Source organism: Mycobacterium sp. E3339 (assembly GCF_001666915.1).
Lineage (GTDB): Bacteria > Actinomycetota > Actinomycetes > Mycobacteriales > Mycobacteriaceae > Mycobacterium.
On sequence record NZ_LZIZ01000211.1, the window covers coordinates 34,835 to 61,805 of the forward strand.

General features: G+C 68.4%; 28 protein-coding genes and 2 pseudogenes. 19 read left to right on the forward strand and 11 right to left on the reverse strand.

The window, feature by feature from the left end; genetic code table 11:
• Positions 1-19: 19 nt before the first annotated feature.
• Positions 20-766: an enoyl-CoA hydratase/isomerase family protein gene (locus tag A5702_RS19475; protein WP_055400288.1), complete on the reverse strand. Its 747-nt coding sequence runs from the start codon at positions 764-766 to the stop codon at positions 20-22.
• 110 nt (positions 767-876) lie between these two features.
• On the opposite strand from A5702_RS19475, the gene A5702_RS19480 reads away from it, so the two are divergent.
• From A5702_RS19480 to A5702_RS25875, 5 genes are all read left to right on the forward strand, one after another.
• Positions 877-1,299, forward strand: coding sequence for a lipoprotein LpqH (locus A5702_RS19480; RefSeq protein WP_082459732.1), 423 nt, complete (start codon positions 877-879; stop codon positions 1,297-1,299).
• 85 nt (positions 1,300-1,384) lie between these two features.
• Positions 1,385-2,575: an amidohydrolase family protein gene (locus A5702_RS19485; protein WP_055400286.1), complete on the forward strand. Its 1,191-nt coding sequence runs from the start codon at positions 1,385-1,387 to the stop codon at positions 2,573-2,575.
• 38 nt (positions 2,576-2,613) lie between these two features.
• A complete protein-coding gene (locus tag A5702_RS19490) occupies positions 2,614-4,017 on the forward strand; it encodes a FadD3 family acyl-CoA ligase (RefSeq protein ID WP_068222815.1) in 1,404 nt (467 codons plus the stop codon).
• A complete protein-coding gene (locus A5702_RS19495) occupies positions 4,014-4,640 on the forward strand; it encodes a fatty-acid--CoA ligase (protein WP_068222818.1) in 627 nt (208 codons plus the stop codon). The genes A5702_RS19490 and A5702_RS19495 overlap by 4 nt, the downstream gene beginning before the upstream one ends.
• Before the next feature lie 12 nt (positions 4,641-4,652).
• The gene (locus A5702_RS25875; protein ID WP_082459730.1) at positions 4,653-4,838 is read left to right on the forward strand and encodes a bacterioferritin-associated ferredoxin; all 186 of its coding nucleotides are present in this window, start codon (positions 4,653-4,655) and stop codon (positions 4,836-4,838) included.
• A gap of 10 nt (positions 4,839-4,848) precedes the next feature.
• On the opposite strand, the gene A5702_RS19500 is transcribed toward A5702_RS25875, so the two are convergent.
• Positions 4,849-6,561, reverse strand: coding sequence for an alpha-keto acid decarboxylase family protein (locus A5702_RS19500; RefSeq protein WP_055400280.1), 1,713 nt, complete (start codon positions 6,559-6,561; stop codon positions 4,849-4,851).
• A gap of 35 nt (positions 6,562-6,596) precedes the next feature.
• Between A5702_RS19500 and A5702_RS19505 the strand changes: the two genes are divergently transcribed.
• Genes A5702_RS19505 through A5702_RS19520 form a run of 4 tightly spaced genes read left to right on the forward strand, consistent with a single transcriptional unit; the run spans position 6,597 to position 9,124 of the window.
• On the forward strand, positions 6,597-7,040 hold the full coding sequence (locus tag A5702_RS19505; protein WP_055400277.1) for an SRPBCC family protein: 444 nt from the start codon (positions 6,597-6,599) through the stop codon (positions 7,038-7,040).
• A gap of 5 nt (positions 7,041-7,045) precedes the next feature.
• The gene (locus tag A5702_RS19510; RefSeq protein WP_068222821.1) at positions 7,046-8,125 is read left to right on the forward strand and encodes a CaiB/BaiF CoA-transferase family protein; all 1,080 of its coding nucleotides are present in this window, start codon (positions 7,046-7,048) and stop codon (positions 8,123-8,125) included.
• A gap of 58 nt (positions 8,126-8,183) precedes the next feature.
• Positions 8,184-8,636: an SRPBCC family protein gene (locus tag A5702_RS19515; protein WP_082459729.1), complete on the forward strand. Its 453-nt coding sequence runs from the start codon at positions 8,184-8,186 to the stop codon at positions 8,634-8,636.
• 38 nt (positions 8,637-8,674) lie between these two features.
• A complete protein-coding gene (locus A5702_RS19520; protein WP_082956132.1) occupies positions 8,675-9,124 on the forward strand; it encodes an SRPBCC family protein in 450 nt (149 codons plus the stop codon).
• A gap of 6 nt (positions 9,125-9,130) precedes the next feature.
• Here A5702_RS19520 and A5702_RS19525 read toward each other — a convergent pair whose 3' ends face one another.
• Positions 9,131-10,309, reverse strand: a complete 1,179-nt coding sequence (locus A5702_RS19525) for a pyridoxal phosphate-dependent aminotransferase (protein ID WP_068222824.1) — start codon at positions 10,307-10,309, stop codon at positions 9,131-9,133.
• A gap of 220 nt (positions 10,310-10,529) precedes the next feature.
• Here A5702_RS19525 and A5702_RS19530 point away from each other — a divergent pair, with 220 nt between their 5' ends.
• Together A5702_RS19530 and A5702_RS19535 are read left to right on the forward strand one after the other, a co-directional pair.
• Positions 10,530-11,741: an acetyl-CoA C-acetyltransferase gene (locus tag A5702_RS19530; protein ID WP_068222826.1), complete on the forward strand. Its 1,212-nt coding sequence runs from the start codon at positions 10,530-10,532 to the stop codon at positions 11,739-11,741.
• A gap of 4 nt (positions 11,742-11,745) precedes the next feature.
• Positions 11,746-13,890, forward strand: a complete 2,145-nt coding sequence (locus A5702_RS19535; protein ID WP_068222827.1) for a 3-hydroxyacyl-CoA dehydrogenase NAD-binding domain-containing protein — start codon at positions 11,746-11,748, stop codon at positions 13,888-13,890.
• Positions 13,891-13,975: 85 nt separating this feature from the next.
• On the opposite strand, the gene A5702_RS19540 is transcribed toward A5702_RS19535, so the two are convergent.
• The gene (locus A5702_RS19540; RefSeq protein ID WP_068222828.1) at positions 13,976-14,839 is read right to left on the reverse strand and encodes an LLM class F420-dependent oxidoreductase; all 864 of its coding nucleotides are present in this window, start codon (positions 14,837-14,839) and stop codon (positions 13,976-13,978) included.
• On the reverse strand, positions 14,830-16,059 hold the full coding sequence (locus A5702_RS19545) for an FAD-dependent monooxygenase (protein ID WP_068222829.1): 1,230 nt from the start codon (positions 16,057-16,059) through the stop codon (positions 14,830-14,832). The genes A5702_RS19540 and A5702_RS19545 overlap by 10 nt, the downstream gene beginning before the upstream one ends.
• A 77-nt stretch (positions 16,060-16,136) precedes the next feature.
• Between A5702_RS19545 and A5702_RS19550 the strand changes: the two genes are divergently transcribed.
• Positions 16,137-17,126 carry an LLM class F420-dependent oxidoreductase gene (locus A5702_RS19550; RefSeq protein WP_055400261.1) on the forward strand — a complete coding sequence of 330 codons (990 nt, stop codon included), beginning with the start codon at positions 16,137-16,139 and terminating at the stop codon, positions 17,124-17,126.
• On the opposite strand, the gene A5702_RS19555 is transcribed toward A5702_RS19550, so the two are convergent.
• Positions 17,123-17,416 carry a putative quinol monooxygenase gene (locus A5702_RS19555; protein ID WP_055400259.1) on the reverse strand — a complete coding sequence of 98 codons (294 nt, stop codon included), beginning with the start codon at positions 17,414-17,416 and terminating at the stop codon, positions 17,123-17,125. The two genes, A5702_RS19550 and A5702_RS19555, sit on opposite strands and share 4 nt — an antisense overlap.
• Positions 17,417-17,549: 133 nt before the next feature.
• On the opposite strand from A5702_RS19555, the gene A5702_RS19560 reads away from it, so the two are divergent.
• On the forward strand, positions 17,550-17,963 hold the full coding sequence (locus A5702_RS19560) for a Zn-ribbon domain-containing OB-fold protein (protein WP_055400257.1): 414 nt from the start codon (positions 17,550-17,552) through the stop codon (positions 17,961-17,963).
• Between the two features lie 11 nt (positions 17,964-17,974).
• Positions 17,975-19,120, forward strand: coding sequence for a thiolase family protein (locus tag A5702_RS19565; protein ID WP_055400255.1), 1,146 nt, complete (start codon positions 17,975-17,977; stop codon positions 19,118-19,120).
• 14 nt (positions 19,121-19,134) lie between these two features.
• Here the strand turns inward: A5702_RS19565 and A5702_RS19570 are convergent, their stop codons facing one another.
• A complete protein-coding gene (locus A5702_RS19570; protein WP_067816397.1) occupies positions 19,135-20,319 on the reverse strand; it encodes an FAD-binding domain in 1,185 nt (394 codons plus the stop codon).
• 113 nt (positions 20,320-20,432) lie between these two features.
• Between A5702_RS19570 and A5702_RS19575 the strand changes: the two genes are divergently transcribed.
• Positions 20,433-20,939, forward strand: coding sequence for an STAS/SEC14 domain-containing protein (locus A5702_RS19575; RefSeq protein ID WP_068222832.1), 507 nt, complete (start codon positions 20,433-20,435; stop codon positions 20,937-20,939).
• Here A5702_RS19575 and A5702_RS19580 read toward each other — a convergent pair.
• Together A5702_RS19580 and A5702_RS19585 are read right to left on the reverse strand one after the other, a co-directional pair.
• Positions 20,899-22,548, reverse strand: coding sequence for a DNA repair helicase XPB (locus A5702_RS19580; RefSeq protein WP_067816381.1), 1,650 nt, complete (start codon positions 22,546-22,548; stop codon positions 20,899-20,901). The genes A5702_RS19575 and A5702_RS19580 overlap by 41 nt on opposite strands.
• 43 nt (positions 22,549-22,591) lie before the next feature.
• Complete coding sequence (locus tag A5702_RS19585; protein WP_067816378.1) at positions 22,592-24,850, reverse strand: helicase-associated domain-containing protein; 2,259 nt, start codon at positions 24,848-24,850, stop codon at positions 22,592-22,594.
• Between the two features lie 118 nt (positions 24,851-24,968).
• On the opposite strand from A5702_RS19585, the gene A5702_RS19590 reads away from it, so the two are divergent.
• Genes A5702_RS19590 through A5702_RS19605 form a run of 4 tightly spaced genes read left to right on the forward strand, consistent with a single transcriptional unit; the run spans position 24,969 to position 26,609 of the window.
• Complete coding sequence (locus tag A5702_RS19590; protein ID WP_139273158.1) at positions 24,969-25,169, forward strand: hypothetical protein; 201 nt, start codon at positions 24,969-24,971, stop codon at positions 25,167-25,169.
• 8 nt (positions 25,170-25,177) lie between these two features.
• Complete coding sequence (gene moaC / locus A5702_RS19595; RefSeq protein WP_055400245.1) at positions 25,178-25,705, forward strand: cyclic pyranopterin monophosphate synthase MoaC; 528 nt, start codon at positions 25,178-25,180, stop codon at positions 25,703-25,705.
• Complete coding sequence (locus A5702_RS19600) at positions 25,705-26,187, forward strand: molybdenum cofactor biosynthesis protein B (RefSeq protein WP_055400325.1); 483 nt, start codon at positions 25,705-25,707, stop codon at positions 26,185-26,187. The genes moaC and A5702_RS19600 overlap by 1 nt, the downstream gene beginning before the upstream one ends.
• The gene (locus A5702_RS19605) at positions 26,184-26,609 is read left to right on the forward strand and encodes a molybdenum cofactor biosynthesis protein MoaE (protein ID WP_068222837.1); all 426 of its coding nucleotides are present in this window, start codon (positions 26,184-26,186) and stop codon (positions 26,607-26,609) included. Before A5702_RS19600 ends, A5702_RS19605 begins: the two co-directional genes overlap by 4 nt.
• A gap of 77 nt (positions 26,610-26,686) precedes the next feature.
• Here A5702_RS19605 and A5702_RS27315 read toward each other — a convergent pair.
• Both A5702_RS27315 and A5702_RS27320 read right to left on the reverse strand, forming a co-directional pair.
• Positions 26,687-26,815 (reverse strand): annotated as a pseudogene (locus A5702_RS27315) (resuscitation-promoting factor RpfA); the annotation flags it as partial.
• A gap of 79 nt (positions 26,816-26,894) precedes the next feature.
• Positions 26,895-26,971, reverse strand: a pseudogene (locus tag A5702_RS27320) (hypothetical protein); the annotation flags it as partial.

The window sequence follows — 26,971 nt, forward strand, 5'->3', positions numbered from 1 at the left end:
ACGCCCAACCGTCTGCCCGTCATCTCGCTCCTCCGACGGCCCGTGGCGCACTTGCGGTGCGGTTCATCACCCGCTCTGCGGCCCGCCAATGCGCGTCGGCAACCCACAGCCGTGCAAAGGATGCTATCGCTTCGTCCGCCGAAACCCCGCTGATTACGCGCTTTATCTCGACCCCCGGATGGCGGGCCAGCGACCTGGCAACCGACTGCCAACCCTGGTCGAACGAGGCGCGGGGCAGCACCCGGTCCACCAGGCCCACCCGCTCGGCCTCCTGTGCGGTGAGGGCGGTTCCGGTGCCGGCCAGCAGCAGCGCCCGGCTCTTCCCGACGAGCGCGGCCAGCCGCTCGGCGCCGCCCCAGGCCGGCATGATCGCGAGTTCCACCTGGTTGAAGGCGATCTTGATGTCGTCGGCCGCCAGCCGGATGTCGGCCGCGACGGCGACCTCGGCGCCACCGCCGAAGGCGTGGCCGTTCAGCGCGGCGATCACCGGCGCGGGGAAGCTGGCCAGCTGATCGCAGATCGCGCGCATCCGCTTGGCCATCGCCGCGGCATCCTCCTCGGTGCGCAGCGCGCGCAACTCCTTGAGATCGCCGCCGGATACAAAGGCCCGATCGCCCGCGCCCTTGATCACCAGGGTCCTGGCGCCCGCCGCCGCGTCCAGCGCCTTCTCCAGCTGCTGCATGGTGTCCAGCGCGATCGCATTGCGCGCGTGCGGCCGATCGATGGTCAGCACCGCCAACCCGTCATCGATCTCCAGGTCCACCATGCGTTATTGCTCCTTGGACGAGAACGGACGATATTGGCATTCTCCCGGTGCGAGAATAACATCGTCGCTGCAGGCCGAAGAGCTATCGGCAGCGAAGATAGGAGTGCCGGGTGCCGGACCGAAGGACGGCCGCGGTTGTCGCGGCACTCGCCGTCGCGCTGCTTGGGGCGTGCTCCTCGCGACCACCATCCCAGATCGCCAGCACGGCGTCGGTGACCATCGACGGCAACGATCGGAATTTCCACATCGTCAAGTGCGGCCAGTTGGAGTGGACCCGGACGATCGACATCGGCGGCGACTTTGCCGGGGCCAAGGTCGTCATCGACGAGAGCGGGCAACAGCCCGCAGCCACGTCCGTACACATCCGAAACCTGGGCGGGTTCAGCGGGATGTACTCCCGGGGCGGCGACGGCACCGCCGATACGAGCATGAGTGGCGGCAAGTACACCATCAGCGGCACCGCCAACGGCTACAAGACCGACAAACCCGGTGAACCAGCCAGCGCGCCGTTCAAAATCGTCGTGACGTGCTGACGACGTAGAACCCGATTTCAGGGGGCGCGTTGCGGTCGGGCGCCCGTAGAGAATACAATTCTCAAAAATCGCGAAGGAGGATCTCATGGGCCAGTTGTCGCACCGGGAGGACGTCCCGTTTCCGATCTTTGACGCGGACAACCACCTCTACGAGCCGCCGGAGGCGCTGACCAAATTCCTGCCCAAGGAGTACAAGGACTACGTCCAGTACGTCCAGATCAACGGGCGGACGAAGATCGCGATCCGCGGCCACATCAGCAACTACATCCCCAATCCGACCTTCGAGGTTGTCGCCCGGCCGGGTGCCTGGGAGGAGTACTTCAAGTACGGCAACCCCGAGGGCAAGAGCAAGCGCGAGCTGTTCGGCGAGCCGATGCGCGCGATCCCGGCGTTCTTCGAGCCCGGCCCGCGCCTGGAGAAGATGAACGAGCTGGGTCTGGACCGCACCCTGATGTTCCCGACGCTGGCCAGCCTGCTCGAGGAGCGGTTGCGCGACGACCCGGTCGCCATCCACGTCCTGATCCACGCGCTGAACGAGTGGCTCGACGAGGTCTGGGGCTTCAACTACCAGAACCGCATCTTCACCACCCCGGTCATCACCCTGCCGATCGTCGAGAAGGCGATCGAGGAGCTGGAGTGGGCCGTCAAGCGCGGTGCGCGTTGCATCCTGATCCGCCCGGCGCCGGTTCCCGGCTTCCGCGGCCCCCGGTCGTTCGCCGTGCCCGAGTTCGACCCGTTCTGGGAGCGGGTCGTCGAGCACGACGTGCTGGTCGGCATGCACTCGTCCGACAGCGGCTACTCCCGCTACACCTCGGAGTGGGACGGTGCCGAGCAGGAGATGCTCCCGTTCCAGACCAACGCGATGGGCATCCTCAACGAGTGGCGGCCGATCCAGGATGCGGTGGGGTCGTGGGTGATTCACGGCGCGCTCTACCGGCACCCCAAGCTGAAGGTCGCGATCGTCGAGGCGGGCTCGAAGTGGATGACCCCGCTGTTGGACGGTCTGACCGAGGTCTTCCGAAAGGCCCCGGAAGCCTTCCCGAGCGACCCCGTCGAGATGGTCAAGAACCGGATCCACGTGAGCCCGTTCTTCGAGGACGGCATCGACGACCTGATCAACCTCGTCGGCGTGGATCAGGTGCTGTACGGCTCGGACTGGCCGCACCCCGAGGGACTGGCCGAGCCGACCTTCTACGTCAACGCGTTGTCCCACCTGTCCACCGACGACCAGGCAAAGATCATGGGCGGCAACCTCGGTCGGCTCGTCACGGTGTGACAGGCCGGCCAAATCAGGTATGGCAGACCATCCCCGAGATGGTCTTGAGCGCGGCGGACCGCTTCGGCGACGCGGAGGCGGCCGTCGACGGTCCGCTGCGCTTCACTTTCACCGAGCTCGTCGAGCGGATTCGTTGTGCCGCGGGCGCATTCGCGGACCTCGGCGTCGGCAAGGGTGACCGGGTCGCCGTTTGGGCGCCGAACTCCGTCGAGTGGATCATCGCGGCCTTCGGGCTGCTCACCGCCGGCGGTGTGCTGGTGCCGGTCAATACCCGGTTCAAGACGGAAGAGGCCGGCGACATCATCGCCCGCAGCGGCGCGAAGGCCGTCCTGGTGCAGAAGGGCTTTTTGGGCCAGGACTACACCGTGCCCGCCGGGACGCCGGTCATCGATCTGAAATCCGACTTCCTTTCCAGCGGTTCGCCGTTCGAGCGGGCGGTGAGCGGGACCGACATCTGCGACATCATCTTCACCTCGGGCACGACCGGTCGCCCCAAGGGCGCGATGATGAATCACCGCCAGACGCTGCGCATGTACTCCGAATGGGCGACGCTCGCGGATCTGCGCGAGGGTGACCGCTACCTACAGATCAACCCGTACTTCCACACGTTCGGCCTTAAGGCGGGACTCGTCACCTCCTTCCTGCGCGGTGCGACGATGCTGCCGGTCGCGGTCTTCGACGTCGACACAGTGGTGGATCTCATTGACCGCGAACGCATCACGATGCTGCCCGGCCCGCCGACGCTGTATCACTCGCTGCTGACGGTGCGTGACAAGGCCAGGCTGTCGACGTTACGGGCCGGCGTGACCGGCGCCGCCGACATTCCCGTCGAACTGGTGCGCCGCATCCACGGCGAACTGCCCTTCCAGACGCTGATGACCGGCTACGGGCTGACCGAGGCCGGCAACGTCACCCTGTCCCGGCCCGGCGACTCGTTCGAGGACGTGGCCACCACGGCGGGCCTGCCGTGCGACGGGGTCGAGGTGCGCATCGCCGACGACGGCGAGGTGCTGGTTCGCGGCTACGGGGTTATGCAGGGCTACCTCGACGACCCCGAGGGCACCGCCGCGGCGATCGACCCCGACGGCTGGTTGCACACCGGCGATCTGGGCCGCCTCGATGCCGCCGGCCGGCTGCGGATCGACGGCCGCAAGAAGGACATGTTCATCGTCGGCGGGTTCAACGCCTACCCGGCGGAGATCGAGGGCTACCTGCTTCAGCATCCGGCGGTGGCGCAAGCCGCTGTCATCGGGGTCCCCGACGACCGCCTCGGCCAGGTCGGCAAAGCATTCGTGGTGGCGAAAAGCCAGGTCTCCGAGGAGGACCTGCTGCTATGGTGCCGAGAGCGGATGGCTGGATTCAAGGCGCCGAGATCCATCGCGTTCCTCGACCAGCTGCCGCTCAACGCCACCGGAAAAGTGATGAAGGACCAACTCCGTTGACTGACGGCGACATTCATTCGATGGTGATCGCGTCGGACTATCGCGTTCCCGATCCCAGCCGGGTATGGCCGCTGCTCGAGCGCCGCAAGGGGGCCTTGGCCGACATCGGCGCCCACCACGTGCTCGTCTACACCTCGACGCATGACTACGGCCGCGTGCTGGTGATGATCGGAGTGCACAGCCGCGAGCCGATCGTGGAACTGCTGCGCTCCCGGGTCTTCTTCGACTGGTTCGACGCGGCGGGCGTCGACGACATTCCCGCGGTCTTCGCCGGCGAGATCGTCCACCGATTCGTCCCGGCGCCCACGGCCAGCCCCGAGGCACCCGGCGTCGTGGTTGCCACCATCGCCTCGGTTCACGACGTGTCGGCGCTGACCGCCGAAGTCGCCTCGGCCACAGACAGATTCGTAGCGGCCGGCATCCGCAAGACCTGGATCTTCCAAGCCTTCGACGATGAGCACGAGGTGCTGATCATGTCGGAGTTGGGGGACGAAGAGAGTGCGCAGCGGTGGATCGAGCATCCGGACGCCGCGGCCGAGTGGATGTCCGGTGCCGGGGTGGGGCCCTATCCGCCGATTTTCGTCGGCCAATTCACCAACATGATGCGCATCGAGGCGGACTGAGCGGCCACCTGGATGTTCGTCTGCCTGTGTAACGGAGTCACCAGCCAAACGGTGGCCGAGGTGGTAGAGGCCGGGGCCTGCACGACCAAGGACGTCGCCCGGGCCTGCGGGGCGGGCGCCGACTGCGGGCGCTGCCGGCGAACCGTGCAGGCGATACTGCGATCGTCCGATCCGAACGGCGCACCCAGCAGATCCTGACGCGGCGGCCTCAGCGGCGAACGCTGCCGTCCGGTGACATCGGCTGGACGAGTTCGACTAGCAGCGGCGGGATTTCGAGCCGCGGCAAGACCACCTCGACGAGCACCATCCGGTCCTGGTGCAGCGCGGCGGCGGTCAGGGCGTCATCGAGCTCACCGAAGGTCCGCACCCGGAACGCCAGGTGGTCGGCGACGCCCAGCGCGTTCGGGATGTCCGTCCACCTCCAATTGACAATGTCGTTGTAGGGCGCCGACTCTCCGTGGATCGCGCGCTCGACGGTGTACCCGTCGTTGTTGACCACCACGATGACCGGGGACAGCCCCTCACGCGAGAAGTTGCCGAGTTCCTGGACCGTCAGTTGCGCCGCGCCGTCGCCGATCAGCAACACCGTCCGTCGCTCCGGATGCGCCACCCCGGCCCCGAGCGCCGCGGGCAGCGTGTAACCGATTGAGCCCCAAAGCGGTTGACCGATGAAGGTCACGCCCTGGGGCAGGCGGTGGTCGGCCATGCCGTAGAACGAGGTGCCCTGATCGGCCAGGACCACATTGCCCGGCGTCAGGGCTGTGCACAGGCGGTCCCACAGCAGCTGTTGGGTCAGCGGTTGATCGCGCGGCGGAGGCGGGGGCAGGGCGGCGGCGGGCGGCGACACCACCGGCGGCGACGCGATTTTTCGCCGGGACAGGATGGTGGCCAACGCCTCCAGCGCGGCCCCCATTTCCAGCGGCGCGAAAACCTCGCCCGCCACACTGCTTTGGTACTGCCCGACGTCGATCGTCCGCGCCGGGTCGATCCGCTGGCTGAAGAAGCCGCTGACCATGTCGGTGAACACGACCCCGGCGGTCACCAGAACCGGCGCCTCCTCGATCGCGGCGCGCACCGCCGGGGCGCTTGCCGATCCGGCATAGATCCCCAGGTAGTTCGGCGAGCTCTCGTCGAGCAGGCTCTTGCCCCACATCAGAGTGGCGTAGGGCACCACGTCGGCGGCCAGCAGGGCTTCGAGTTCCTTGACCACCTGTAACCGATGGACCAGCAGGTCGGCCAGCACGGTCAGTTGGTGATCGGCGATGAGATCGGAGGCGGCCTCGACGAACAGCGACAGCGCGCGGGGGCTGGTGCCACCGGTGTAGCGGGGTAGCGGCGCGCCGGGGGGCTCGGTGGGGAAACGGGCCACGTCTGTGGAAAGCAGGATGTAGCCGGGCCGCTTCTGCTCGCGCACCTCGGACAACACCCGGTCGATCTCGCGGCGGGCGGTCGCGGGCATGAGGTTGGCTTGGGCACAGGTGATCTCGCGGCTGACGCGCAGGAAGTGCTCGAAGTCCCCGTCGCCCAGCGAGTGGTGCAGCGCGCGCCTGGTGCCCTGGGCGTCCTTGGAGGGCCCGCCGACGATGTGCACGACGGGCACCTGCTCGGCGTAGCTGCCGGCGATGGCGTTGGCAGCCGACAGTTCACCCACCCCGAAAGTCGTTACCACTGCCGACATTCCGCGCAGGCGACCGTACCCGTCCGCGGCGTAGCCGGCGTTGAGCTCGTTGGCGTTGCCCACCCAGCGGATCGCGGGATGGGCGACGATGTGATCCAGGAATTCCAGGTTGTAGTCCCCGGGTACGCCGAAGATCTCGGTGACGCCGAGTTCGGCGAGGCGGTCCAGCAGATAGTCGCCGACGGTGTAGAGGGGCTGGTTGACGGCGTCAGTCACAAGCACGACGGTACCTGCCGAATTCATTCCGAGCGGGACGCCGTTTCAGTATCGTGCGGGCCATGGCACTCAAAGAATCCCGCGACATCGTCATCGAAGCCAGTCCGAAGGAGATTCTGGACGTCATCGCCGATTTCGAGGCGATGCCCGAATGGTCCGAGCCCCACCAAAGCGCGGAGATCTTGTCGACCGGCGACGACGGGCGGCCAAGCCAAGTGAAGATGAAGGTGCGGGTCGCCGGCATCACCGACGAACAGGTGGTGGCCTACACCTGGACCGACGACGCGGTGAGCTGGAAGCTGGTGAGCTCCTCCCAGCAGAAGGCGCAGGACGGGAAGTACACTCTGATCCCGCAGGGGGACGCCACGCTGGTCAAGTTCGAACTGCTCGCCGACCCGAACGTGCCCTTGCCGGGCTTCGTCCTGAAGCGGGCGGTGAAGGGGACGATCGATTCGGCGACCAAAGCGCTGCGCGAGCGGGTGCTGCAGGTGAAGAAGGGCAAGTAGCCGCGGTGGGCGGCGGCGGGCCCCTGGCCGGGGTGAGGGTGATCGAGCTCGGCGGAATCGGACCGGGACCGCACGCGGGCATGATGCTGGCCGACCTGGGGGCCGACGTGGTGCGGGTGCGCCGGCCCGGCGGGTTGACGATGCCGGCCGAGGACCGCGATCTGCTGCACCGTGGCAAGCGGGTCGTCGACCTGGACGTCAAGACCCAACCGGGGGTCCTGCTCGAGCTGGTCGTCAAGGTCGATGTGCTGCTGGATTGCTTCCGGCCCGGCACCTGCGAGCGACTCGGCATCGGTCCGGACGAATGCGCGGCGGTCAATCCGCGGTTGATCTACGCGCGGATCACCGGCTGGGGGCAGGAGGGACCGCTGGCCCGCACGGCGGGCCACGACATCAACTACCTGTCGCAAACCGGCGCCCTGTCCGCCCTGGGCTACGCGGACCGGCCGCCGATGCCGCCGCTGAACCTGGTCGCCGACTTCGGCGGCGGTTCGATGTTGGTGCTGCTCGGCATCGCGGCCGCGTTGTACGAGCGGGAACGTTCGGGCAAGGGGCAGGTCATCGACGCGGCGATGGTGGACGGCGTCAGCCTGCTGGCCCAGATGATGTGGACCATGAAGTCGACCGGGTCGCTGCGCGACCGGCGCGAGTCATTCCTGCTCGACGGCGGCGCCCCGTTCTATCGCTGCTATGAGACCGCCGACGGCGGGTACATGGCGGTCGGCGCCATCGAGCCGCAGTTCTTCGCGGCGTTGCTGAACGGGCTCGGCCTCTCGCCCGAGGAGGTGCCCGGCCAGCTCGACATCGGCTCCTACCCGCGGATGTACGACGTCTTCGCGAAACGCTTCGCCAGCCGCACCCGCGACGAGTGGACGGCCACCTTCGCCGGCACCGACGCCTGCGTCACCCCGGTGCTGACGTGGAGCGAAGCGGCCACCGACGAGCACTTGCGGGCGCGGTCCACGGTGATCACCGCTTACGGCGTGGACCAGGCCGCGCCCGGACCGCGCTTCTCGCGCACCCCGGCGGCTCCGGTCGGGCGGCCGCCGGCGGCCACCACGCCCCTTTCCGAAATCGATTGGTAGTCAACGTCTTAGACGGTATCGACCCCGCCGGCGCTCCGATGTTGCTAGGTTGAGCTCAGTGGCCGTAAAAGCATCACGCGAATTCGTCGTCGACGCGCCGCCAGAAGTGGTCATGGAGGCGCTGACAGATGTCGGCGTCCTGTCGACGTGGTCACCGTTGCACAAGAACATCGAAGTGATCGACCGTTATCCCGACGGTCGGCCCCACCACGTCAAGACCACGATCAAGATTCTGGGCCTCGTCGACAGGGAGATCCTGGAGTATCACTGGGGCCCCGATTGGGTTGTCTACGACGCGAAAGGGACCTCCCAGCAGCACGGCCAGCATGTCGAGTACAACCTCAAACCCGAGGGCCTCGACAAGACCCGGGTGCGCTTCGATGTCACGGTCGAACCGGGCCGGCCCATGCCCGCCTTCATCGTCCGGCGCGCCAGCGAAAGCGTCCTCGACTCGGCGGTAAAGGGATTGTGCGAACTGGTAAAGCGCGGCAACGACGCGGAGTCGGAATAGCCTTCGGGAGGGCCTGAGCGGTTGCTAACTTATTAGCAGTGGCCGTCCAAGCATCGTCGGAAATCGTGATCGACGCGCCTCCGGAAGTGATCCTGGAGGCGCTGGCCGACATGGACGCCGTCCCGTCATGGTCGCCGGTGCACAAGCGGGTCGAGGTCGTCGATAAATATCCCGACGGTCGCCCGCACCATGTGAAGGTCACCATCGCCGTCACGGGCATTCACGACACGGAACTGCTCGAATACCACTGGGGCCCGGACTGGATGGTGTGGGACGCCGCCCGGACGGCTCAGCAACGTGGCCAGCACGGGGAGTACAACCTGAGCCGGGTGAGCGACGACAAGACCCGGGTCCGATTCACCATCACGGTCGAACCGTGGGCGCCGCTGCCCGAGTTCTGGGTCAACCGGGCCCGCAAGAAGATCCTGCATGCCGCGCTGGAGGGCCTGCGCAAGCGCGTGCTCGAGGGCTTCGGGCCGGCGAGCTAGCGGACGTCACCGCAGGACGCCCAGCCGCCGGATCGCCTCGTCGAGGGTCTCCTCTCGTTTGCAGAAGGTGAAGCGCACCAAGTGATTCCACACTTGGGCCTGCGCCGAGGCGTGCGCGGCGGCGGGGTCGCAGAACGGTGAAAGCGGGATGGCGGCCACGCCCGCCTTCTCGGGCAGGGCCGCGCAGAAGGCGGTGCTGTCGTCGTAGCCCAGGGGGCGCGGGTCGGCGCACAGGAAGTAGGTGCCGGCGCTGTCGTGCACCTCGAAGCCGATGTCGGACAGCCCGGCGGCCAGCCGGTCGCGTCGCGCCGCCAACGAGTCGCGCAGCTCGGCCACCCACGCGTCCTCGGTGTCGAGCGCCAAGGCCACCGCGGGCTGGAACGGTGCGCCGCCGACGTAGCTCAGATACTGCTTCGCCGCGCGCACCCCGGCGATGAGTTCCGCTGGGCCGCAAGCCCATCCGATCTTCCAGCCGGTGCAGTTGAACATCTTGGCCGCGCTGGAGATGGTGACCGTGCGCTCGGCCATCCCCGCGAATCCGGCCAGTGGCAGATGCCGGTGGGCGTCGAACACCAGGTGCTCGTAGACCTCGTCGGTGATCACCAACAGGTCGGCGGCGACCGCGACCTCGGCGATGGCCCGCAGCTCCGCCTCGCTGAGCACGGTGCCGGTCGGGTTGTGCGGCGAGTTGACGATCAAAGCGCGGGTACGCGGCGTCACCGCGGCGCGCAGGGCGTCGGCGTCCAGGGCGAAGCCGCGGCCGTGCGGGACCAGCGGCACGGCCACCCGGTGCGCGCCGGCCATCGCCAGCACCGGCGAGTAGGAGTCGTAGAACGGCTCGACGAGCAGGACCTCCGAGCCGGGTTCGATCAGGCCGAGCACGGCGGACGCGATCGCCTCGGTGGCCCCGACCGTCACCAGCACCTCGGAGTCCGGGTCGTACTCGATGCCGAAGTGCCGCCGCCGCTGGGCGGCGATGGCGTGCCGCAGCGACGCCACCCCGATGCCGGGCGGGTACTGGTTGTTGCCCTCGGCGATGGCGTCCTGGGCGGCCTTCAACATGGCCGCGGGCCCTTCCTCGTCGGGAAAACCCTGACCGAGGTTGACCGCACCGACGCGCGCGGCCAGCGCCGACATCTCGGCGAACACCGTGGTGGCGTACGGACGCAGGCGCGAGACCGTCATGGGGGTCGAGCTTAGGGGGCCGTCATGCTCGAGCGTCACGCCCGTGTGGCGTGCGTGCGTCGCGGCCACGCTGGCGTGACGCTCGTGACCGGGGGACGCCCGCGCTCGAGCTGCGCCGATCGGCCCAACCAACAGGTTGGCCGGGCACTTTGTTAGGGTGCGGTATCTGGACCTACCTTTAATACGGATCCGAACCCCCATTTGCGAAGAGGAACTCGACATGTCCGAAGAAGCCTTCATCTACGAGGCGATCCGCACGCCCCGCGGCAAGCAGAAGAACGGCTCGTTGAACGAGGTCAAGCCGCTGAACCTGGTCGTCGGCCTGATCGAGGAGCTGCGCAGGCGCCACCCCGATCTGGACGAGAGCCTGATCAGCGACGTCATCCTGGGCTGCGTTTCACCCGTGGGCGACCAGGGCGGCGACATCGCCCGCACCGCCGTGATCGCGGCCGGCATGCCCGACACCGTCGGTGGCGTGCAGCTCAACCGCTTCTGCGCCTCCGGGCTGGAGGCCGTCAACACCGCCGCGCAGAAGGTCCGCTCCGGCTGGGACGACCTGGTGCTCGCCGGCGGTGTGGAGTCGATGAGCCGCGTCCCGATGGGCTCCGACGGCGGCGCCATGATGGCCGACCCGGCCACCTCCTACGACGCCTACATCGTTCCGCAGGGCATCGGCGCCGACCTGATCGCGACCATCGAGGGCTTCTCCCGCGATGACGTCGACGCCTACGCGCTGCGCTCGCAGGAGCTGGCGGCCGCGGCCTGGTCGGGCGGCTACTTCGCCAAGTCGGTGGTGCCGGTCCGCGACCAGAACGGTTTGCTCATCCTCGACCACGACGAGCACATGCGGCCCGAGACCACCATGGAGGGCCTGGCCAAGCTGAAGCCCGCGTTCGAGGGCCTCGCCGCCATGGCGGGCTTCGACGACGTGGCGCTGCAGAAGTACCACTGGGTCGAAAAGATCAACCACGTCCACACCGGGGGTAACAGCTCGGGAATCGTGGACGGCTCGGCCTTGGTGCTGATCGGCTCGGAAAAGATGGCGAAGGCCGGCAGTTTGACCCCCCGCGCCCGCATCGTCGCCACCGCCACCACGGGCGCCGACCCGACGATCATGCTGACCGGCCCGACGCCGGCCACGCAGAAGGTGCTCGACCGCGCCGGGCTGACCGTCGACGACATCGACCTGTTCGAGCTGAACGAGGCGTTCGCGTCGGTCGTCCTGAAGTTCCAGAAGGACCTGAACATCCCTGACGAGAAGCTCAACGTCAACGGTGGCGCCATCGCGATGGGCCACCCGCTGGGCGCCACCGGCGCCATGATCCTGGGCACCATGGTCGACGAGCTCGAGCGCCGCTGCGCCCGGCGCGCGCTGATCACGCTGTGCATCGGCGGCGGCATGGGTGTCGCCACCATCATCGAGAGGGTTTAAGACCATGGCAGAGAACACCATCCAGTGGGACAAGGACGCCGACGGCATCGTCACGCTGACGTTGGACGACCCGACCGGGTCGGCCAACGTGATGAACGAGCATTACAAGGAATCGATGCACAAGGCCGTCGAACGCCTTGTCGCCGAAAAGGATTCGATCACCGGTGTGGTGATCTCCAGCGCCAAGAAGACGTTCTTCGCCGGCGGTGACCTCAAGAGCATGATCACCGCCGGACCCGAGAACGCCGGTGAGGTCTTCGCCGAGGTCGAGGACATCAAGCGCGACCTGCGCACCCTGGAGACCCTGGGCAAGCCGGTGGTGGCCGCCATCAACGGCGCGGCGCTCGGCGGCGGTCTGGAGATCGCGCTCGCTTGCCACCACCGCATCGTCGCCGACGTCAAGGGCGTCCAGCTGGGTCTGCCCGAGGTCACGTTGGGCCTGCTGCCCGGCGGCGGCGGCGTCACCCGGGTGACGCGGATGCTCGGCATCCAGAACGGCTTCCTCAACGTGCTGAGCCAGGGCACCCGGTTCAAGCCGGCCGCGGCCAAGGACAACGGCCTCGTCGACGAGATCGTCGGCAGCGTAGACGAATTGGTGCCCGCGGCAAAGGCGTGGATCAAGGCCAACCCCGAGTCGCACACCCAGCCGTGGGACGTCAAGGGCTACAAGATTCCCGGCGGCACGCCGTCGTCACCGGCGCTGGCGGCCATCCTGCCGTCGTTCCCGTCGCTGCTGCGCAAGCAGCTCAAGGGCGCGCCGATGCCGGCGCCGCGGGCCATCCTGGCCGCGGCCGTCGAGGGCACGCAGGTGGACTTCGACACCGCCACCCGCATCGAGAGCCGCTACTTCACCGAGCTGGTCACCGGCCAGGTCGCCAAGAACATGATCCAGGCGTTCTTCTTCGACCTGCAGCACATCAACGGTGGCGGTTCGCGGCCGGACGGCATCGCGCCGGTCAAGATCAACAAGATCGGTGTGCTCGGCGCGGGCATGATGGGCGCCGGCATCGCCTACGTGTCGGCCAAGGCCGGCTACGACGTGGTGCTCAAGGACGTCAGCCTCGAGGCCGCGCAGAAGGGCAAGGGCTACTCGGAAAAGCTTGAGGCCAAAGCGCTTCAGCGCGGTAAGACCACCGAGGAGAAGAGCAAGGCGCTGCTGGACCGCATCACGCCGTCGGCCGACCCCGCCGATTTCAAGGGCGTCGACTTCGTGATCGAGGCGGTGTTCGAGAACCAGGAACTCAAGCACAAGGTGTTCCAGGAGATCGAGGACATCGTCGAACCCAACGCGCTGCTCGGGTCCAACACCTCCACGCTGCCGATCACCGGCCTGGCGACCGGCGTCAAGCGGCAGGAGGACTTCATCGGGATCCACTTCTTCTCGCCGGTCGACAAGATGCCGCTGGTCGAAATCATCAAGGGCGAGAAGACTTCCGACGAGGCGCTGGCCCGCGTGTTCGACTACACGCTGGCCATCGGCAAGACCCCGATCGTGGTCAACGACAGCCGCGGTTTCTTCACCAGCCGCGTCATCGGCACCTTCGTCAACGAGGCGCTCGCGATGCTCGGCGAGGGTGTCGAGCCGGCCAGCATCGAGCACGCCGGCTCGCAGGCCGGCTACCCGGCGCCGCCGCTGCAGCTGTCCGACGAGCTCAACTTGGAGCTGATGCACAAGATCGCGACGGCTACCCGCAAGGGCGTGGAGGACGCCGGTGGCACCTACGAGCCGCACCCGGCAGAAGCCGTGGTGGAGAAGATGATCGAGCTCGGCCGCCCCTCGCGGTTGAAGGGCGCCGGCTTCTACGAGTACGTCGACGGCAAGCGCACCGGCCTCTGGCCGGGCCTGCGCGAGACGTTCAAGTCGGGCAGCGCTGAGATTCCGTTGCAGGACATGATCGATCGCATGCTGTTCGCCGAGGCGCTGGAAACCCAGAAGTGCCTCGACGAAGGCGTGCTGACGTCGACCGCCGACGCCAACATCGGCTCGATCATGGGCATCGGCTTCCCCCCGTACACCGGTGGTAGCGCGCAGTTCATCGTCGGTTACCAGGGGCCGGGCGGCATCGGCAAGGAGGCCTTCGTGGCCCGCGCCCGCGAACTGGCCGCCAAGTACGGCGACCGCTTCCTGCCGCCGGACTCGCTGACGTAGTTCTGCCGAGAAGACGCAGAATCGCGTAACGCGGGGCCTCCGCGTGCGATTCTGCGTCTGCTCGCGGTCGGAGCGGTCGGAGGGGTCACCCCTTGAGGGCCGCGGCGATCCGGCGCCATTCCTCGCGCGGGAAGGCCTTCGGATCCGCCAGCAGCACTTGCACGCAGACGTGGTCGGCGCCGGCCGCGCGGTGGTCGGCGACCCTGCGCATGATCGCGTCCTCGTCCCCCCACGCGATGATGGCGTCGAATAGCCGGTCGCTGACCTGCGCCACCTCGTCTTCGGAGAAGCCGCTGCGCAGCAGGTTGTTGGCGTAGTTGGGCAGCGCCAAATACGAACGCAGCCAATCCGTTCCGAGGCGGTGCGCCTCGTCGGCGCTGTCGGTGAGGATCACCGTCTGCTCGGGCAGCAGCAGCGGGCCCTCGCCCAGCGTCGAACGCGCGGAGGCGGTGTGCTCCGGGGTGACCAGGTAGGGGTGCGCCCCGGCGGCGCGGGTGGCGGACAGGGTCAGCATCTTCGGCCCGAGCGCGGCGAGGACCCGTCGCCCGGTGGGGACGGGCCGCGGCGCGGCGTCCAGCCCGTCCAGGAACGACGCCGTCGCCGCCAGCGGCTTGCGGTAGCGCCCGGGTTGGCCGGCGTCGATCAGCGGTGCGTGGCTGACCCCGATGCCGAGCAGGAAGCGGTCCCCGTGCTCGTCGGTGAGCGCCGCGTACGAATCGGCGACGTCGCCGGGCGGATGCATCCACAGGTTGAGGATCCCGGTGGCGATCACGGTCCGCTTGGTCGCGGCAAGCAGATTGCCGACCGCGTCGAACACCGGTCCGCCGACGTCGGGGATCCACAGCGCAGGGAAGCCCAACTCGTCCAATTCCGCTGCGGCCTCGGCGGATTCGGACGGGTCGCCGTAACGCAGTTGGCTGCTCCAGATTCCGACACCGGTCAGTTCCATGGGGCGTCCTTCCTCTCGTCGTCTTCGCCGTAATCGGGTACCGGCATCGAATCGTGCATCCGGACGCCGCTGGTGTTCAGCTTCGCCAGCGACCGGGACAGGGTCCCGGGCAGCCGCGACACCAGCTGGGCGCCGCGGGTCAAGGCCCACACCCCCAGTCGCGAGCCGGGAATGATGCCCTTGGCGGCGCCGCGCGCGAAGGCCCGGCTGCGGTGCACCGGTTCGCGCATCTGCAGTTCGTAGGCCGCGAACGCGCGCAGGTGATCGCCGTCCGCCCGGGCCAGCTCCCCGGCCAGCACGTAGGCGCCGAGCACCGCGAGGCTGGTGCTGCCGCCGACCGCGGGCCCGGGGCAGTACCCCGCGTCGCCGACGAGGGTGACCCGCCGCCGCGACCACCCGTCCAGCCGCAGCTGGCTGATCGCGTCGAAGTAGAACGCGGGCGTGCGGTCGATTTCGCCCAGCCAGCCGTCCACCTGCTCGTGCATGCGCGCGAACGCGTCGCGCACGAATTCCTTCTGCCGCAACGCATCCCGATGGTTGTAGTCTAGCTCCCGCTCGCTGCGGAACAGGAAGACCGCCCGCGCGTCGGCCAAGTGCTCGGCGGTGTAGATGCCGGCGAGGCGGCCCACGCCGACGTGGCAGGTCATCTCGCCGGCGCTGGCCAGTGCCTTCGGTGCCGACGCCACCGCCAGGTAACCGCCGAGGAACCGGGTGAGGCCGGCTTCGTCGCCGAACGTCAGCTGCCGGACGTTGGAGTGCAGGCCGTCGGCGCCGACGATGACGTCGAATCGGCGGGCGGGGGCCCGCTCGAACGTCACGTCGCCGTCATGGTCGATCGCGGTGATCGAGTCGCCGAACAGGTACTCGACGTCGTCGCGGCCGGCGGTGTAGTAGATCTCGCTGAGGTCGTCGCGCATGATCTCCACGTGCCGGTCCGACGTGGCGGCATAGATCTTCGTGAGGTCGATCTCGAAGGGCCGCGACCGGCCCTCGCGGTGCATGGTCATCCGGTTCATTCCGGTGGCGAGCGCCTCGATCTGGGGCAGGACACCCATGTTCGCCGAGATCTCCATCGCGGGGCGGAACAGGTCGACGGCGTGGCCGCCGGTCTTGCGCAGGGCGGGCGCCCGTTCGACGACGGTGACGTCGAAGCCGCGGCGGGCCAGCCAGTAGGCCAGCACGGGGCCGGCGATGCTGGCGCCCGAGACGAGGACCCGCACGACGACCTCCCGCTTGCCTGACGATGGACAAGCCTAGCGGCGGACCCCGCCGAACGATCGGGCTAGAGTCCGTTGCTATGCGCTTCGGTCTCTTCATCCCGCAAGGTTGGCGAATGGATCTGGTCGACATCGAACCGGAGCGGCACTGGGCGGTGATGCGCGACCTGGCCACCTACGCCGACAACAGCGCCTGGGACTCGCTGTGGGTGTACGACCACTTCCACACCGTCCCGATGCCGACGGACGAAGCCACCCACGAGGCGTGGTCGCTGATGGCCGCGTACGCGGCGGTCACGTCGCGGATCAAGCTCGGCCAGATGTGCACCGCGATGAGCTACCGCAACCCGGTGTACCTGGCCAAGGTCGCGGCGACCGCCGACGTCATCTCCGGTGGGCGGATCCAGATGGGCATCGGTGGTGGCTGGTACGAACACGAATGGCGCGCTTACGGTTACGGCTTCCCCTCGGCGGGTGTGCGGCTGGGCCGGCTGGACGAGGGTGTGCAGATCATGCGCGACGCCTGGCGCGACGGCAGGGTCAGCTTCGACGGCAAGCACTACCAGGTCGACGGCGCTATCGTGTCACCGAAACCCCTGCAGGACAACGGGATTCCGCTGTGGATCGCCGGCGGTGGCGAGAAGGTCACCCTGCGCATCGCGGCGAAGTACGCGCAGTACACCAACTTCGCGCCGGAACCCGAGGCGTTCGCCCACAAGTCGGAGGTGCTCGCGCGGCACTGCGAGCAGGTGGGCACCGACTTCGATGCCATCGTGCGCTCGGCCAACGTCAACGCGGTCGTCGGCACGTCGGACGCCGACGTCAAGGACCGGCTGCAGCGGGTGCGCGACCGTATCGTGCGCTACGTGCCCGAGGCCGCCGCCGACGCGATGCTCGCCGCGGGCAGCGGGCCCGATTCGGCGACGGGCACCCCGGAACAGGTGATCGAGCGGCTCGCCGGGCTGCGCGACCTCGGATGCGAGTACGCCATCTGCTATTTCCCGGAGGCGGCGTACGACCGGTCCGGCATCGAGTTGTTCGAGCGCGAGGTGATTCCCGCGCTGAGCTAGATGTCGGTGGTCGCGTACCGCTTCTTGACGGGGGGCGCGGCCAGCAGTGGGGGCAGCTCGGTCAGTTTTCCTTCGCCGGCGCGGAACGCGCGATAGGCCTCGTCATGCTCGACCGAGTCCCACAGTTCGTAGATCAGCCAGTGGGCTTCGTCGTCCTCGTCGACGAGCACGTCGGTCTGGACGTTCCCGGCGAACGCGCGGGTGTCCCGCAGCGCCCGGCCCATGACGTCGCGCGCCTGCGGCACCGCATCGGGCTTGAACTTCAGTTCGAGTATCACCGTGACTGGCATGGTCTCAAGATATCCGCGGGGCCCGGCCGCGCGGCATCGGGCGCAACTAATGAGAATGCGGTTTCCACTTTTCGGAAGGCTGTTATACGGTTGCGTGAGCAACATTCTGTTCGGCGCCGCTGGAGGACCCCCGATGCAAAAGGCCCTTGCCCCCGAGATCTCTACCTGGCCCGACGAGAGCCCACAGCTGATCGGCAGCCGGTGCGGCAGCTGCGGCGCGACCACCTTTCCGGTGCAACAGTGGTGCCCGCGCTGCAGCCTCGGCGAGATGACCGACGTGCTGCTGCCGCGCCGCGGAACCCTGGTCGCGTGGACCACCCAGGGCTTCCCGCCCGGGGCCCCGTACGCCGGGCCCACCGGCAAGGACTTCGTCCCGTTCGGCGTCGGCCTCGTGCAGCTCGACGACGTGATCCGCGTCGAGGGCCGGTTGACCGAGAACGACCCGGCCAAGCTGCAGTTCGGTCAGGAGGTCGAGCTGACCATGGTGCCGTTTACCACCGACGGCGACGGCAACGAGATCGTCACCTTCGCGTTCCAGCCGGTATAAGGAGACCTGAGATGACCAACGATGTCGCCATCATCGGCGTGGGCCTGCACCCGTTCGGCAGGTTCGACAAGACCGCGATGCAGATGGGCGCCGAGGCCATCCAGTCCGCGCTGGCGGACGCCGGGGTGGACTGGAAGGACATCCAGTTCGGCTTTGGCGGTAGCCACGAGGTCTCCAACCCCGACGCGGTGACCCGCCTGGTGGGGCTGACCGGCATCACCTTCACCAACGTGTTCAACGCCTGCGCCACCGCCGCCAGCGCGATCCAGCAAACGGCGGACACCATCCGGCTGGGCAAGTACGACATCGGCATCGCCATCGGCCTGGACAAGCACCCGCGCGGCGCGTTCACCGACGACCCCGCCAAGCTGGCGCTGCCGCAGTGGTACGCGCAGAACGGTCAGTTCGTCACCACCAAGTTCTTCGGGATGAAGGCCAACAAGTACCTGCACGACCACAACATTTCGCAGGCCACGTTGGCGAAGGTGGCGGCCAAGAACTTCCGCAACGGCGCGCTGAACCCGAACGCGTTCCGCCGCAAGCCGATTCCCGAGGAGGAGATCCTCAACTCGCCCGTGCTCAACTACCCGCTGACGCAGTACATGTTCTGCGCGCCCGACGAGGGCGCCGCCGCAGTGATCATGTGCCGGGCCGACCTCGCGCACAAGTACACCGACAAGCCGGTGTACGTGCGGGCCTGCGAGATTCGCACCCGCCGCTACGGCGCCTACGAGGTGCACGCCACCTTCGCTCCGCTGGATGAGGACGTCTCACCGACGGTGTACGCGTCCAAGGCGGCCTACGAGGCCGCCGGCATCGGGCCCGAGGACGTCGACGTCGCGCAGCTGCAGGACACCGACGCCGGCAACGAGGTCATCCACATGGCCGAGACCGGCCTGTGCGCCGACGGCGAGCAGGAGAAGCTGCTGGCCGACGGCGCCACCGAGATCCACGGTTCGATGCCCGTAAACACCGACGGCGGGTTGATCGCCAACGGCGAGCCGATCGGCGCGTCGGGACTGCGGCAGATGCACGAGCTGGTGCGCCAGCTGCGCGGTGAGGCGGGCGAGCGTCAGGTGCCCGGCAACCCGCGCGTGGGCTTGGCCCAGGTGTATGGCGCACCCGGCACCGCATCGGCGACCATCCTGTCGCTCTAGGCGGCCGGTGCCGGCTATGCGGCGTATTCCGGTATCGCTATGTCGTCACGGAATTCGCTGCGCACGACCCAGTCGGCCAGTCGCGGGATGTTGAGCAGTTTGGACGCCTGATTGCGGGTCAACAGACCCAGGGCCGTCTTTGGTGCGAATGTCGCCGCGAATGCGCGCGCCGAGCGCTGCCTGGCCTCGACAATCGGACGCAGTGTGCGCTCATAACGACGAAAGGCGTCCTGGTGGTCGTCCCCCGCGCGATTGAGCTCCCCCGCCAGCGTGTACGCCTGCACCATCGCCAGGCCCGTCCCCTCACCCGCGAGCAGGGAGACCGCGGCCGCGGCGTCCCCGATCAGCGCCACCCGCCCGTCCGACCAACGGTCCATGACGATTTGGCTGGTGCGGTCGAAGTAAACCTCGGACGCCCGGTCGAGGTGGAGCAGGATCTCCGGGCATTCCCAGCCCGCGTCGCCGAACACCCGACGCAGGGTCGCCTTGGCCTCTGACACACCCTGCGGATCGGGACCGCTCATCTTCTCGGCGGTGAAAACGAAGAGAAACATGGTCTTTTCGTCGCGCATCGAGAATCGGGCGACCATGCGTCCCGGCATGGTGTAGGCGAGGTAGACGAGTTCGTCACGCGGCTGGTAGCCCTGGGCTTCGAATGCCGCGACTCGATAGCCCAGATCCGTCTCGAATCTGTTTTGGGGTCCGAACACCAAGCCCCGCACGGGAGAATGGATGCCGCCCGCGCCGATCAGCAGGTCGAAGTGCCTTGACCCGCCGCCCTCCAGGGTGACCGACACGCCCGAGTCGTGTTGCTCGACGGCCGAAACGCTTTCACCGAACAGCGTTTCAGCATGGTTCTCGATGGAGTGATAGATCATGGCCGCCAGGTCGCCACGCGGCACAGTGGTGAATCGGCCATCGAGGTTGCGCCGGAACGGTTCAGTCGAAAAGCCGCCCACCCGTTGCGAATTCCGGTTCACGAGTCGCACTTCGCGCACCTGGTATCCCTCGGCGTGCAGGTCGGTCGTGAGCCCCATGCGTTCAGCGACGGCGTAGCCGCCACCCCAGAAGTCCACCACATAGCCGCCGGTGCGCAGGCGCGGCGCCTTCTCGATCAGGGTTGGCTCGTGGCCGTAGCGGGCCAGCCAATACGCGAGCGTTGGGCCGGCGATGCCGGCGCCGACGATGCCGATTCTCATGTACGTACCTCCTTTGCGGGGTGACGTCTCCATTATCATAGCACTATGCAATAGTTGCAATAGGCAATAAAATGCACATTGGCGTTCCCGTCGGCACCAGAGAGGGGACGGCTGTGCTGAAGGAACTTTCGGGCATGCCCGCGGGCGTTCAGGCGCTGGAGGCCGTTGGGCTGGTGACGGCAGCCGATTACGAACGGGTCTTTGCGCCGATGATCGAACGGGCGGAGCGCGCAGGCGGTCGGATGCGGCTGTTGTATCAGTTCGGCCCGGGCTTTGAGCGCATCACCGCGGGAGCGTTGTGGGCGGACGCGCGCCTCGGAGCGGGGTATGTGCGGTTGCTCGACGGGTGCGCAGTCGTAACTGATATCGGCTGGATTCGGGCGCCAAGCCGCGCAATCGGCCCCTGGATGCCATGCCCACTTCGGCTGTACGACAACGACGAATGCGATGACGCCGTCAGATGGCTGGCCTCGTTACCGGCACGCGCCGACGTGTCCGACCGCGATATGGCCAAGGCCTATATCGGGGGAGTCGGCGCAGCTCTCGTGAGCCTGGCCGGGCATGTCTTCTCGACGAAGGTCAGATTGCCGGTCCGAGCAGGTCGTCGGCGTCGCGGATGATGTACCCGTAACCCTGTTCGGCGAGGAAGCGCTGCCGGTGCGCGGCGTATTCGGCGTCCAGGCTGTCGCGGGCCACGATGGAATAGAAGATTGCGCCGCCCCCATCGGACTTGGGCCGCAGCAACCGGCCCAGCCGTTGGGCCTCCTCCTGGCGCGAGCCGAAGGTCCCCGAAACCTGCACCGCCACAGAGGCTTCCGGCAGGTCGATGGAGAAGTTGGCGACCTTGGACACCACCAACGTCGACACCTCTCCGCGGCGGAACGCGTCGAACAGCTCCTCGCGTTCCTTGGTCCGCGTCGACCCTTGGATCACCGGGGCGTTCAACTCGGCACCCAGCTCGTCGAGCTGGTCGAGGTAGGCGCCGATCACCAGCGTCTGCTCGCCGGGATGCCGGCTGAGCACCGACTTGACGACGGCAATCTTCGAATGCGCCGTCGAGCACACCTTGTAGCGCTCTTCGGGTTCCGCGGTGGCGTACAGCATTCGCTCGTTGTCGGTCATGGTGACCCGCACTTCGACGCACTCGGCCGGCGCGATCCAGCCCTGGGCCTCGATGTCCTTCCACGGCGCGTCGTAACGCTTGGGGCCGATCAGGGAGAACACGTCACCCTCGCGGCCGTCTTCGCGGACCAGGGTGGCGGTCAGGCCCAGGCGTCGCTTGGATTGCAGGTCGGCGGTCATGCGGAACACGGGCGCCGGCAGCAGGTGGACCTCGTCGTAGATGATCAGCCCCCAGTCGCGGCTGTCGAAGAGCTCCAGATGCCGGTATTCGCCCTTGGTGCGCCGGGTGATCATCTGATACGTCGAGATGGTGACGGGCCGAATCTCCTTGCGCTCTCCGGAGTATTCGCCGATCTCCTCCTCGGTGAGCGAGGTGCGCGCGATCAGCTCGCGCTTCCATTGCCGTGCCGCGACGATGTTGGTCACCAGGATCAGCGTGGTCGCGCTGGCCTTGGCCATCGCGGCGGCGCCGACCAGCGTCTTGCCGGCCCCGCACGGAAGCACCACCACTCCCGACCCGCCGGACCAGAACGAATCCGTGGCCATCTGCTGGTAGTCGCGCAGGTGCCAGCCGTCCTGCGCCAGGCTGATGGGGTGGGCCTCGCCGTCCACGTAACCGGCGAGATCCTCTGCGGGCCAACCGATTTTGAGGAGCATCTGCTTGACGCGGCCGCGCTCGCTGGGGTGGACGACGACGGTGTCGTCGTCGATGCGGGCGCCGAGCATGGGCGCGATCTTCTTGTTGCGCAGCACTTCCTCGAGCACCGCGCGGTCCAGGCTTACCAGCGTCAGGCCGTGCGCCGGATGCTTGACCAACTGCAGGCGGCCGTAGCGGGCCATGGTGTCGACGATGTCGACCAGCAGCGGCTGGGGCACCGCGTAGCGGGAGAAGCTGACCAGGGCGTCGACGACCTGTTCGGCGTCGTGGCCGGCCGCGCGGGCATTCCACAGCGCCAGCGGTGTGATGCGGTAGGTGTGCACGTGCTCGGGCGCGCGTTCCAGCTCGGCGAACGGCGCGATGGCGGCGCGCGCCGCTCCGGCCTGCTCGTGGTCGACCTCGAGCAGCACCGTCTTGTCGGACTGCACAATCAACGGGCCGTCAGTCAATGGCGCCGCTCCTCCTCATCCTCTCGCGAGTCATCGAAACCCATTATCGGCCGTTGGCCGACACCACCGACGTGATGCGGTGGATGGCAAAGTCGCGCAACCGCCCCGACGCCGAGTCGAATGCGGTCAGCTGACCGCCCCGAACGCTGATCGGTGACACCACCCGCTGGGTGGCGACGCCGGCGGCATCCAAATAACCGATCACCAACGTCTCTTGTTCCTTGGCGGCGCGCTGCAAAAGCGACATGGTGATCGCCGGATCGATGCGAACGTTGCCGAACGGCGCGGCGGTCACCTTCCTCAGCACCGCCACCACCGCGTTCAGGCTCTCGTTGTTGGGGCGCGGCATCGGGCGATAGGGCCGGCGCTGCTGCGGCGTGGGCACCCGCGCCCCGCGTGGCCGGACGTCGACGATGGCGCCCGTGGAGTCCTCGGCCGCCGGGGCGAAGCCCGCCGCCCGCAGCGCGACCAGCACCTCGCCGATCGGTGCCGGGGACACCGCAACCGTCGGTGCCAGGGCGCGCAGTTGCACCCCTTCGGTCGCGGGCGCGGCCACGGCCTGCGCCAGGAGCGCGGGGTCCTCGCACCGCACGAACGATGCCGCCATGCCGATCCGCAGCTGGCCGTGCCGACGCGCGACATCGTCGATGAGGTAGCTAAGGCCCTGTGGCACAGGTGTTTTGGAGTGCTTGGCGAACAGGGCGTGCATCCAGTCGCGGGTCTTACCCACGTCCAACGCGTGCCGGATCGACTGCTCGCTGATGCGATACACCATCGCCGTGCCGGCCGATTCGACGGTGGCCACGGCGGCGAGTTGCTCGGCGAGGTCGCGTTGCAGCGGGCCCGGCACCACCACGGTCAGGTCGGCCTGGACCAGGAAGTAGTCGATCGGTTTGGGCAGGGCACGCGCCATCGCGTCAATCGCGGCCTGGGCGTCGGCGCCGTCGTCGAGCAGGGTACGGCCCGCGGAGCTGAGCGCCCCGCGACCGACCAGGCCCAGCGCGTGGCTCTCGGCCAGCAGGTCACCCACCGGGCCGGGTTGCAGCCGCTTGGCCCAGCGGGGTCGCCGCCAGATCAGTGCCGCCGACGCCTCGACCGCGTTCACGCACGCGCCCGGGGGCAATTGGGCCAACATGCTCAGCAGCAGCCGGCGATCCAGCGGCGCGGCCGTCGAATACAGCGCATCCGTAAGGGCGCCATAGGGTTTGGCGTCGGGGCTCCGGGTCCCGATCAGGGCCGGCCGGCTCGGCAGGTCCAGCCAGCTGGTGGCCAGCAGGTGCCAGCGTTCCGCGGTGGACAGCGCCGTGAACCGGTCGGTGGCCACCGTCGGCGCCCAGTACGGCCCGTCGCCGGTGGCGGGCTCGGGATCGGGCATCCCGCTGGCGATCAACCCGGCCGCGACCGCCACCTCGAGGATCAGGCCCAGCCGCGACTCGTCGATGCCGGCCGTCTTGCTGAGCCGTTTGACGTCGCGAATCCCCAGGCCACCGCTGCGCAGTTCGGAAACCGGTGCGGCCGCCAGGGTTTCGATGAGGACGTCGAGTTCCCGCAGCAGGTCGATGGTGGCACCGGCGGCTGCCGCGTCGACGTCGTCGACGGTGGTGGTCGACACCACCGGGTCGGGTGCCGTCAATTGCATGGGGCCGGGCTGTTCGCCGCGCAACACCTGCCCGACGTGGCGGGGCAGGATCACCGTCTCGGCGTCGATGCGGCGCAGCAGGCCCGACGCGAGCAGCTGGGGCACCGGCCGGTCCACAGGGGCGCCGGGTGCGGCGTCGCGGGTGCGGCCCATCGGGGAACCCTCGAGCAGCTTCTCCAGCACGTCGAGTTGGGCCCGGTCCAGGCCGTCGATGAGCGCGGCGATCTGTTCGCCGCTGCGGGAGGCGTCCTCGAGCGTGACCTGGCCCGGGTGCCATGGCAGCGCCGTGCCGGCGTCGGGCGCCACGCGCAGCGCCGCGTCGCCCCACACCAGAGCGCGCTCCCGCAGATCGTCCAGCGCCCCCACGACGTCGGCCTCGGGGGCGCGCTCACCGATCAGCGCCAGCAGTTTCGCGGTCGGCACCGGCGTCGCATCCGCCTGCAGCACCAACAGCGCGTCGAGCACCGCCAGTCGCAGGAAGTCGAGTTCGTCGGTGGCGGCCTTGACCGACTGGCGGGCCTGGGCGCGCGCGGCCAGCGCGGCGATGCTGCCGGGCGGCGGCTGGGCGAGGTCCGGCCGCAGCTCTAGCAGTCGGATCAGCCGCTCGTCGGGCAAGTCGGCCAGCCACGACCCCAGCGGGATATCCGGGGTGTTGTCGGTCATTGCTGACCAGCGTAAAACAGTCGGCGGGTCCCACGTAGGCCGCGAATGTCGGCAGCTTCCCGGTCGAACTGACGGTCTTGCAGGACGGGCGCAGGAGCGACCTGTCAGAATGGACGACGTGGCTGACACTGCTGAGGGCAAAGCCCGCAAAACCAGGTATGTCGACAACGGGTGGCCGACGACGGACCCCGACGACCACGCGGTGAGCGAACTCGTGACCGACCGGACGGGAGCGTTGTCGCCCTTCGGCGAGCTGGTGTTCCCGCTGCCCTCCACTGACCTGCCCTACCTGCACCCGGTCACCGTCGTTAACCGGTAGGCGCCACGATGGCTAGGGCCTCCGAGGCCGCCAAGCCCGCGGCGACCTGGGCGTCGGGAGAATCCCCCTCGGGTGCGCTGTCGCACCTGGACGAGCGGGGGGCCGCGCACATGGTCGACGTCACCGGTAAGGGAGCCACCAAGCGGACCGCGGTGGCCGCGGGAGCCCTGCATACTTCGCCGCGCGTGGTCGAGCTGATCTCGGCCGGCGGCCTGCCGAAGGGCGACGCGTTGGCCACCGCCCGGGTGGCGGGCATTCTGGCGGCGAAGCGCACCAGTGACCTGATTCCGCTGTGCCACCAGCTGGCGCTCACCGGAGTCGACGTCGATTTCAGCGTGGGGGAGTCCGTGATCGAGATCATCGCGACGGTACGCAGCACCGACCGCACGGGCGTGGAGATGGAGGCGCTGACCGCGGTCAGCGTGGCCGGTCTGACGCTCTACGACATGATCAAGGCGGTGGACCCCGCCGCGCGCCTCGATGACATTCGGGTGTTGCGCAAGGAAGGCGGCAAGACCGGGACGTGGGTGCGCTGATGAGCGCCCGGACCGCGCGCGTCATCATCGCCTCCACCCGCGCCTCGACCGGCGTTTACGACGACAAGTGCGGGCCGATCATCTCCGAATGGCTTGGTGAGCGGGAGTTTTCGTTGCCCGACCCGGAGGTGGTCGCCGACGGCAAGCCGGTCGGCGAAGCCCTGCGCAAGGCGATCGACGACGACGTCGACGTCGTCATCACCTCCGGGGGCACCGGCATCTCGCCCAGCGACAGCACGCCCGACCAGACGGTCGCGGTGCTGGACTACATGATCCCGGGGCTGGCGGACGCGATCCGGCGGTCGGGGCTGCCCAAGGTGCCCACATCGGTGCTGTCCCGCGGGGTGTGCGGTGTGGCGGGGCGGACGCTGATCGTCAACCTGCCGGGGTCGCCCGGTGGGGTGCGCGACGGGCTCGGGGTGCTCGCCGACGTGCTCGACCACGCGCTCGACCAAATCGCCGGCGGAGACCACCAGCGATGACGCGCGTCCTGCGCGCCGCCATGACCGAACAGCCGATTTTCCTCGCCGAGCACGAGGAACTGGTGGGCCATCAGTCGGCCGGGGCCGTTGTCGGCTTCGTCGGCATGATTCGCGACCACGACGGCGGGCGCCGGGTGGTGCGGCTGGAGTATTCCGCGCACCCGTCGGCCGCGGAGGTCATCGCGGAGGTCGTCGCCGAGGTCGCCGAACAGTCCGGAGGGGTGCGCGCGATCGCGGCCAGCCACCGCATCGGTGCCCTGCACATCGGGGAGGCGGCGCTGGTGGCCGCGGTCGCGGCCGACCATCGTCAGGCGGCGTTCACCACCTGCGCGCTTCTGGTGGACACCATCAAGGCGCGGTTGCCGGTGTGGAAGCACCAGTTCTTCGACGACGGAACCGAAGAATGGGTGGGTTCTGCCTAACCCCGTGACGCTTGGAATGCCGGCACGCCCCGAAGCGCAAACGTTCGAGGCGTGCCGGGCAGTCTGGCGGGTGGCCCCTAGGTGGTGGGGGCCGGCTGGGCGATCGCGTCGAGCGCGTCGTTGCCCTGGATGTCCTGCGCCCGAATGGCGTCCCACAGCTGCTTCGTGTAGCCCACCGAGGAAACCTCCTGCGGCATGTTGGCCGGCACGAAACCGTGGAAGCCGGTGTCGACGACGGGCGCGTCGGCCGGGGGCGCGGGGGGCAGGTCGGCCGGAGCGGCCGGCGGCGCGTCGGACGTCGGCCGCGAGCGCCTCGCCGCGCCGCGTGGTGATCACGCCGCACAGGACATAACCGCCGAGGC

Bases quoted from the DNA above. Each gene is read 5' to 3' on its own strand.
- A5702_RS19475 (WP_055400288.1), bottom strand. From the start codon at position 766: ATGGTGGACCTGGAGATCGATGACGGGTTGGCGGTGCTGACCATCGAT.
- A5702_RS19585 (WP_067816378.1), bottom strand. From the start codon at position 24,850: ATGACCGACAACACCCCGGATATCCCGCTGGGGTCGTGGCTGGCCGAC.
- A5702_RS19490 (WP_068222815.1), top strand. From the start codon at position 2,614: ATGGTCTTGAGCGCGGCGGACCGCTTCGGCGACGCGGAGGCGGCCGTC.
- A5702_RS19505 (WP_055400277.1), top strand. From the start codon at position 6,597: ATGGCACTCAAAGAATCCCGCGACATCGTCATCGAAGCCAGTCCGAAG.
- A5702_RS19525 (WP_068222824.1), bottom strand. From the start codon at position 10,309: ATGACGGTCTCGCGCCTGCGTCCGTACGCCACCACGGTGTTCGCCGAG.
- A5702_RS19560 (WP_055400257.1), top strand. From the start codon at position 17,550: ATGCAAAAGGCCCTTGCCCCCGAGATCTCTACCTGGCCCGACGAGAGC.
- A5702_RS19530 (WP_068222826.1), top strand. From the start codon at position 10,530: ATGTCCGAAGAAGCCTTCATCTACGAGGCGATCCGCACGCCCCGCGGC.
- A5702_RS19485 (WP_055400286.1), top strand. From the start codon at position 1,385: ATGGGCCAGTTGTCGCACCGGGAGGACGTCCCGTTTCCGATCTTTGAC.
- A5702_RS19550 (WP_055400261.1), top strand. From the start codon at position 16,137: ATGCGCTTCGGTCTCTTCATCCCGCAAGGTTGGCGAATGGATCTGGTC.
- A5702_RS19605 (WP_068222837.1), top strand. From the start codon at position 26,184: ATGACGCGCGTCCTGCGCGCCGCCATGACCGAACAGCCGATTTTCCTC.
- A5702_RS19555 (WP_055400259.1), bottom strand. From the start codon at position 17,416: ATGCCAGTCACGGTGATACTCGAACTGAAGTTCAAGCCCGATGCGGTG.
- A5702_RS19540 (WP_068222828.1), bottom strand. From the start codon at position 14,839: ATGGAACTGACCGGTGTCGGAATCTGGAGCAGCCAACTGCGTTACGGC.
- A5702_RS19565 (WP_055400255.1), top strand. From the start codon at position 17,975: ATGACCAACGATGTCGCCATCATCGGCGTGGGCCTGCACCCGTTCGGC.
- A5702_RS19600 (WP_055400325.1), top strand. From the start codon at position 25,705: ATGAGCGCCCGGACCGCGCGCGTCATCATCGCCTCCACCCGCGCCTCG.
- A5702_RS19500 (WP_055400280.1), bottom strand. From the start codon at position 6,561: ATGAATTCGGCAGGTACCGTCGTGCTTGTGACTGACGCCGTCAACCAG.
- moaC (WP_055400245.1), top strand. From the start codon at position 25,178: ATGGCTAGGGCCTCCGAGGCCGCCAAGCCCGCGGCGACCTGGGCGTCG.
- A5702_RS25875 (WP_082459730.1), top strand. From the start codon at position 4,653: ATGTTCGTCTGCCTGTGTAACGGAGTCACCAGCCAAACGGTGGCCGAG.
- A5702_RS19535 (WP_068222827.1), top strand. From the start codon at position 11,746: ATGGCAGAGAACACCATCCAGTGGGACAAGGACGCCGACGGCATCGTC.
- A5702_RS19570 (WP_067816397.1), bottom strand. From the start codon at position 20,319: ATGAGAATCGGCATCGTCGGCGCCGGCATCGCCGGCCCAACGCTCGCG.